This is a genomic window from Novipirellula sp. (genome assembly GCF_041583735.1).
Lineage (GTDB): Bacteria > Planctomycetota > Planctomycetia > Pirellulales > Pirellulaceae > Novipirellula.
Window position 1 is genome coordinate 1 of the sequence record NZ_JBFHFD010000424.1, and the last position, 7,513, is coordinate 7,513.

The following is a 7,513-nucleotide window of genomic DNA, read 5'->3' on the forward strand; positions in this document are numbered from 1 at the left end:
GCTTGGCGAAACATTGCCTCGGTCGCTTGCTCGGCACCCGCCATCAATTTCAATGTCGACACCAACGTGTCGCCGGCCTCGGTCTCGGTGGTGAACCAAGCTGGCATGGGAAGATGCAAACGGCCGGACAACATCGCCACTAAATAGGTCTCGACCCAGGGTGGATAATCGCCAGCATCGATTCGCGTTTTGGCGGCCGCAGTATAGTCGCTCCACCACTGGTTCAACAGTTGAGCATGCGTTGCGGGATTGGATTCCGGATTCAATTGATATTCGCCGATCACGCCGCTGGTATCGCTTAGTGCGACCACCATCGGTTCGCTGCCTTGGAACAGGAACGAGATTCGTCGTGCCACCGTCTCTTCGGTCGGTTGGTCTCGGCTAGTGATCTCGCGGATCAGACTTCCGACACGGCGAAGCAGCCGGCCTTGGCCTGCCTCGGGCACCGGCCGCTCCGATGGCGGAACCAATTTCTGGCGAATCTCTTGCCCCACCGGATAGAACACGCGGCGCTGCGCATCGGTGACACGAAGCGGTGGTTGCGACCCAATCGGCACCCCTGCGGCCAACGGAATCTCAATCGTGGCTACGCCAAAGGGCTCGCCCGCTTGCGCCGAAGCGAGGACTTGCTGGGCCGTCGCGGCCGAGGGCATTCCTAGTACTAGTAGAACGACGAGACACGCCAGCGGGGGGGCGGTGCGAGTGAAGGCCCGCTGTCCTGCGGCCGGGACGCGGCTGCGCGAAACCGTGGGGAGATCGGGCAAAGTGCAAGTGGAGCAATATTTCATAGAGAATTTTTCTTTATCTGCTTGGGGTCGTCACCCGTGTCTCTTGGGTGATAATGGCAGCGAAGTTCCATTATTAAGACCGACTCAGCAACAGGATAGGGCGATGGCAGATAGTCCATCACGAAGTGGCGTTTTTCAGGCAAGTACCGACAAGCGATTGGAGGCGTTTGCCGAGAGCATTAGCTTCGATCGACGCATGTATCAACAGGATATTCGCGGCTCGATCGCGCATGCGGATATGCTTTCCAGCGTCGGTTTATTGACTCGAGAAGAGTTTTCGACGATTCGTGACACTTTGAAGGAAATCGAGTCCGAACTCGATGCCGATCAGTTTCCGATCCGCTTCGAGCTCGAAGATATCCACATGCATATCGAGCAGGCGTTGATCGACCGAATCGGTGATGTGGGCCGAAAACTGCACACCGCTCGCAGCCGTAATGATCAAGTCAGTACCGATGTACGGATGTGGGTCCGCGAGGCGTTGGACACCGTGGACGCCCGGCTGCTGGAATTGCAGCGAGCGTTCTTGAGCCGCTGTGAACGCGATTTTGATGTCGTGTTGCCAGCGTACACCCATCTGCAGCGGGCTCAGCCGGTGATCGCTCCCCACTACTGGATGGCCTATATCGAAAAACTGCAGCGAGATCGCGGCCGTGTTGCCGATTGTCGCCGGCGAGTCAACGAGTGCTCGCTCGGAGTCGCGGCGGTCGCGGGAACCACGCTGCCGATCGATCGCGATCACACCGCCAAGGCGCTCGAGTTTGATCGGCCAACGGCCAACAGTTTGGACACCAGCAGCGATCGCGACTTTATGCTCGAAAGCGCATTTGTGCTGTCCGTGATCGCGTCACATCTGAGCGGTTGGGCCGAAGAATGGATTCTGTGGAGCACCGTTGAATTTGATTTCATCAAGATGCCACAAGCGTTCTGTACCGGCAGCAGCATCATGCCACAAAAGGTCAATCCCGATACGCTGGAATTGACCCGAGGCAAATCGGCTCGCGTGATGGGGAATTTGCAAACGTTGATGTTGTTAGTCAAAAACTTGCCACTGGCGTACAACCGTGATTTGCAAGAAGACAAGCCACCGCTGTTTGATTCGTTCGACACCGTAATTGCCTCGTTGGAACTCGCGATCCCGATTGTCGAAGGATCCGAACTGCGACGTGAATCGATCGCCAGTCGTTTGGAACGCGGCTACTTGGACGCGACGACGTTGATGGAGTGGATGATCCGCAAGGGCATGCCGCAGCGTCGAGCGCACCATTTGGTCGGTGCGATTGTGGGTGAAGCGATGAGTCGCGAAGTGCCACTGAGCGAGTTGCCACTGGACGTCATGCAGTCGCACGCAGCGGAGATTGACGAATCGGTCTACGAAATTTTGGGCAGCCGCAAAGCGGTCGAGGCGTTCGTCAGTTACGGATCGTCAGCACCGCCGCAGGTGCGAAGTCAAATCGACCGTTGGACCAAGCAACTGGCCGCTTCGTAAGCGTCGCCGTAACGAAATCTCGCCAAGCGTTTCGACGGCAGCAGCAGCGAGTCACCTCGCCCGAGCGCAGCTTGGGAGAGGTCGGACGGGCCCCTTTAGGCCTCGTCCGGGTGAGGGCCGACCGCGCAACGAAAGCGACGCAAGCAGTTGCCCGTGCGATGACCTGTGCGAGTAAGCTGGAGGCAGACCCTCACCCGAGCATCGCTGAAGGCTCTGCTCGACCTCTCCCAAACTGCGTTTGGGAGAGGTGACAGTACGGATTCTAGCCAAACCGCTTACCCGCGGCCGCGTTCCAATAGCACGAGCATGATCATCGCCAGCAGTGATCGCAGTTCGTCGTCTTCGGGCATTTCGCCGAGTTTCTCGAGCACAAATTTACCCTCAAACACCGCCGGTCGTTTGGTTAACCGTAGCAGGGGTGTGCCGTCAGGCCGTGTGATGATGTAGCTCGGGTTCAACAGGTAGGCGGCGATCAGCCCGATGATCGGAATCTCGCCCAACAGACTTTCGAGCACCTTCTTCATCGGACTCTCTTCACTGATCGTCATGTCGACGGCACCATTTTGCATGATCTCGTAGTGGGCGGACCATAATGATTTCATGCCCTTGCGACGGACCGCGCCCCAATCATTGCCTTGCGCATCGGTGAAGTGATAGTTGGCCGAAAAGTCGATCATGCGATCCGACGCGATGGTGAAAATCAGATTCGATTGGCTGGCATCGCTGTAAATGTTCACTTTCTCTTTTAGCTTGAACATTTTTTGTTTGATGAACATCAGCACATTCCCACTCGCGTCGGTGGCGGTCACGCGCTGGCCAAACGTCATCAGTTTAAAAGTCAATTCGATGGGGTACTGCATGGTGTTCTCGGTTGGAATCGATTCGCAAACATCGGAAGGGGACCAAAAAAAAGCCGCGTCACTCTTGTAGTGACGCGGCTTAGTTTAGCTGATCTCGCTGCACGTGTTGCAGCGTGATCAATTAGCTCTTTTGCGCAGGTTGGCTCTGTTGAGTCAAACCTGGACGAACTCGCTTGTTGATGTCGGTTTCCAAAACGCCGAATACCGATTCGTGACGAGCGACCGACATTTGCAGTGCTGCCAACAAACGCTTCGCGGTGAAGAAGTTCACGATGATGCGTTGCTTGACTTGAATGGGGTCCTTAGGAACGCCGATCGGTTGTGGGTTCAAACCGAAGTCGATGATCAATTCTTCAGGCGATCCCGTTACGCGGCAAAAGTTTGCGTAGCATGCCAACGCGTTCTCATCGGTCACTTGGACCTGAACAGGTTGTTGTTGCTGAGTTTGTGCTTTTTCCGCTGGTGCTGCAGCAGCGGTTGCTGCTTCTGGTGCGTCGGCCGCGGGGCTCTTGGTCTCGTCTGCCATCAGTAATTTCACTCCGAAAGGTAAAGAAGAAATATCATTCTGTTCTCGCATCACGAACAAGCGAAAACGGTGTGGGCGTAAAAGTCGTCTCGGGTTTGCCGCCCGAATCGCACTAAGTCCCAGTCAGCTCTCTGATCTGTTAAGCCTGCGTCACCATGATGAAACATCCTGACAATTCGCATGCTAACAATATGGGGGGCTGCTGCAACGTGAGACGACCTTGTTCGATTAAATAATTCTTAATGTCTGCGTTTGTCTGTTAAACCACGCGAAATACACAGCTTGGTGAGTTGTTTAAAATTCAAAATTGAAGGTCTTTGCAATCACACGCCACAACCGTGAACCCAACGACATCGGGTCGACATGCACCTTGGCACTGCCTCGGTAACCAGGCCGCAACGTCAAGTCTTTGGGGTCCAGCGGCACCCGTGCTTGGTAGGAAACACTTCGTGGTTTGATCATTCCCGTGGTGGGGTCAATTTCGGTTTGTAAGTCGCCTCCGGTCTGGCTAGCCATCGATGACGAGGTTGCTTTGAGCGGGTCGTTAGATTTTTCGGAGATCGTTCCGCTAAACTTTTTCATGCGATTGGAATCGAGTAGCATGTCCACCGATTGGCCTTCGCGGACCAATTGGTCATCCCCTTGATCGATCACTAACACCGCTTCGAACGCTTCATGACCGCCTATCTCGCAAATCAAGTCATCTGCCGTCAACATCGCGCCTCGATTTCGTTCATCCAGCGGCGATCCGGTCCAACCGGGCAGTCGTCCGTCGCCCGAATCTTTCGAGTCGCGTTCGGGTGGCGGCAAGACAAATCCGTCGCGGTTTGCCCGAATCACCAATCGCTCTAGTTCTTCTTCGGTTTTTGCACGCACCGAGGCCAGCGAATGGAGCAATTCGACTTGAGTTTCAATCGAAGCTTTAAGCGATTGGTCATAACTGCTGCGGAGCGAAAGGTTGCGAAGCTTGACCGTTTCGACCTCCTCTTCGCCTCGGTAATCCGCCAAACGAATTTGTAGATCCGGGTTCTCTAAGATTGCAATCTTGTCCCCGACGCGAACCTCAGTCCCTGGCTGGACAGTCCAGGCGATCCGGCCTGGGGTGCCGGCGTACACCGCTCCCGCTTGGCTGGGACGAATCTCCAGAGCGCAATCCACATGATGAGGAAGCTCAATTTTAACAACGGCAGCGATAACCAGCCCGGCGATCGCCAGCGTCGCCAACAGACGGCCACGTTTCACTTTTGATAATCTCCCAGGCGTACGACAAAACTTCCACGTTTGGATCACCGGTTGGGCCACTAGGCCGAAGAACCCGATCACCGCAACCATCCGTCCAATCGCTTGAAGTCCATACGGTTCGAGCACTTTGATCACGAACCAACAAATCGAAAACACGACGACCCAGCGATAAATCACACTGGCAACGGTAAACATTCCGAACATGAACTTGCCCCGAGTGGGCATGAACGGATCGTCTTGTAATTCCAAACCGAGACACGTTTCTTGGAACCAACGCTTCAGCACTTCGGTGCTCTTTTGGCGAAGGTTCGGTATCTCCAAAAAGTCCATCAGGATGTAGTAACCGTCGAATCGCAACAGCGGGTTACCATTAACCAGCACCGTGCTGACGACGTTCAAAAACATCATGTTCAAACACAAATCATTGATCGTGGTGCCCTGTTCACTAAACCACCACACGAATGCCGCAATGGACGCCAAGATCATTTCGACATAGATCCCGCCAGCACCGATCCAAACGCGTTTCCATTTGTTAGGCAGCATCCAAGAATCGGACACGTTGCAGTACAAACAGGGCGTGAACACCAACAGCATAAAGCCGATCTCGTGGCATTCCCCCCCGAATTTCTTGCAACTCAATCCGTGGCCAAACTCGTGCAACACCTTCACCAGCGCCATCGTGATGGCCAGGATCAACCAGCGATCGGCCGCAAAAAATTGTTGGAACGTCGGTAGTTTTGCATACACCGTCTCGTATTGACTGGCCAACAGCAGGCCTGCGGCGGTACACAAACCGATGAAAAAGATCAGCGCCGGGACGGTAAAGATCCATCCGAACCAGGGCAGGATCGTATTCAGGATTTTTTCAGGGTCGAAGCCGCGGAATCGCAAGGCAAAGACGTTGGACATCTTGCCCATGACTTCTTTGTTCTTCTTTTTGCGACCACGTTCACGCAGTGCTTTTCCTTGCCCCGGAGAGTTACTGATCACCAGTCCGCTACGGTGCAACATCCCAATGAACTGCTGCAGGTCACCAAAGGTGATCTTTTGCGGCGCAAAACGCTGTTCGAACCCATCCTTGATCTGCTGCAGGCTGACGTGTCCGTCGAGCATGTTCAGAATGTAATATTCTTCGTCATGAAAACGAAAATACTGCAGACCGACTGGTTCCTTGACGACCCAATAGCCAGTGCCTTGATAGCGATGCCGGCTCGCCGTCAAGTCAGGTCGTTTGCGCACCGTCAGCGGCCTTGAGGAGCTGCTTACGAGTGATTCAGCAAGTGTGGCCATGAAGTAGAAAAGTGAAGAGTGTAAAAAGTGGGATAAGCTTCCAGCATGTTATGTCTGAAACGCTAATGTCTGCACCGGCGATTCCCCAAGCGTAGGCTGGATGTCCATTTCGCGCCAGCGAATCCGATTCCATCGCGGTTTGATTACTTCAGTACGGTCATTTCAGCCCGCATGCCTGGCTTGACCAACCACTGCTGGCCGGCTTGTTTGTTGTCGATGTTGACCGAGATTCGATAGAGTTTATCCAAGCCGATCTCGCTGCCGACGAAGTCAATTTTGGCATCAAAGGTCACTGCGTTTTCATCGCTGGCATCGCGATACACTCGCACTTGGACTGGCATCCCTTTGACCACTTGTTCGGAATAACGCCGCGTGTCGATATACCCTTCGACTTTCAATTTGTCCAATTGAACCAAAGTCGCCACCGGGCTTCCCGGTTGCACCCATTCGCCAAGCTGGGCAATACGCGCTTCGACATAGCCATCAAACGGAGCCGTAATTCGGCGTTTTTCGATCTCGTATTCGGCCATCTGGCGTTCGCTTTCTTTGGCTTTGAACTGGACTTTGGTGATTTGCATCTGCATTTCTGCCAAGTCAATTTTCAGCTCCGCTCGCGTCGCTTCGAAACGTTTCTTTTCAAGTTCCCAAAACGGGATCGCACCTTCACGACGCAGTTCCTTGAAAGCCTCTAATTCAGCAACCGCAAGGTCCTTTGCGTTTTTCGAGTCCTTTAAATTGACGTCGTTGGTCGCATTGAGCAACGCTTCTTTTTCTTCGGCCTTCTTTAACTCCAAAGCGTGTTTCGCTTGGGTGTCGTCGATCACGACCATCAATTCGCCTGCAGCTACGGTCCAGCCTTCATCGAACTTCAGTTCCATGACCTTGCCATCCACTTCGGCAGGCACGTTCACATTGTTAATGAATTTGACCGTGCAGTTTTCGGCGTGAATTTCATTCGCCGAAGGGTTGGAAGTGGTCTGAGCCAACGCAGGAGTCGCAAACGCCAACGCGAGTGCGGCAATCATTGTTTTGTTCACAGATTTAAACTCGATTTGATTGGGGGCATCATGATAGGGCGGCTTGCGTGCACCGCCCCATGGCTCGAACTAGAAGAAGAATTTACAGCACCACTCGTAAATCTCGTGGAAGAACACAAATCCACTTGATCGGCGTCCACAGTAGACCTTGGCAATCACCTTGGCCCCCGGACGGGGATGCAGTTCTTGTAGTGAAGCTTGCTCGGGGTAGGCCGACATTTTGATCACGGCCCCATGTTCTTCATTCGGTTCGGCGCGAGCGGAGATGTCGGCAACCTTTA

General features: G+C 54.0%; 5 protein-coding genes and 2 pseudogenes. 1 reads left to right on the plus strand and 6 read right to left on the minus strand.

What is annotated here, in order from left to right:
• A pseudogene (locus ABX962_RS24635) lies at positions 1 to 788 on the minus strand (hypothetical protein); the annotation flags it as partial.
• Between the two features lie 103 nt (positions 789 to 891).
• On the opposite strand from ABX962_RS24635, the gene argH reads away from it, so the two are divergent.
• Positions 892 to 2,277, plus strand: coding sequence for an argininosuccinate lyase (gene argH / locus ABX962_RS24640; RefSeq protein WP_372723236.1), 1,386 nt, complete (start codon positions 892 to 894; stop codon positions 2,275 to 2,277).
• Positions 2,278 to 2,552: 275 nt separating this feature from the next.
• On the opposite strand, the gene ABX962_RS24645 is transcribed toward argH, so the two are convergent.
• The 5 genes and pseudogenes from ABX962_RS24645 to ABX962_RS24665 all read right to left on the minus strand — a co-directional run.
• Entirely contained in the window at positions 2,553 to 3,137 is a 585-nt protein-coding gene (locus tag ABX962_RS24645) for a hypothetical protein (protein WP_372723238.1), read from the minus strand.
• Positions 3,138 to 3,258: 121 nt separating this feature from the next.
• Positions 3,259 to 3,663, minus strand: a complete 405-nt coding sequence (locus tag ABX962_RS24650; protein ID WP_372723240.1) for a DUF3467 domain-containing protein — start codon at positions 3,661 to 3,663, stop codon at positions 3,259 to 3,261.
• Between the two features lie 294 nt (positions 3,664 to 3,957).
• Positions 3,958 to 6,144, minus strand: coding sequence for a hemolysin D (locus ABX962_RS24655; protein ID WP_372723242.1), 2,187 nt, complete (start codon positions 6,142 to 6,144; stop codon positions 3,958 to 3,960).
• 194 nt (positions 6,145 to 6,338) lie between these two features.
• Positions 6,339 to 7,232, minus strand: coding sequence for an efflux RND transporter periplasmic adaptor subunit (locus ABX962_RS24660; RefSeq protein WP_372723244.1), 894 nt, complete (start codon positions 7,230 to 7,232; stop codon positions 6,339 to 6,341).
• Between the two features lie 69 nt (positions 7,233 to 7,301).
• A pseudogene (locus ABX962_RS24665) lies at positions 7,302 to 7,513 on the minus strand (hemolysin D); the annotation flags it as partial.

Coding starts and splice junctions, on each gene's coding strand:
- argH (WP_372723236.1), top strand. CDS start 892: ATGGCAGATAGTCCATCACGAAGTGGCGTTTTTCAGGCAAGTACCGAC.
- ABX962_RS24645 (WP_372723238.1), bottom strand. CDS start 3,137: ATGCAGTACCCCATCGAATTGACTTTTAAACTGATGACGTTTGGCCAG.
- ABX962_RS24650 (WP_372723240.1), bottom strand. CDS start 3,663: ATGGCAGACGAGACCAAGAGCCCCGCGGCCGACGCACCAGAAGCAGCA.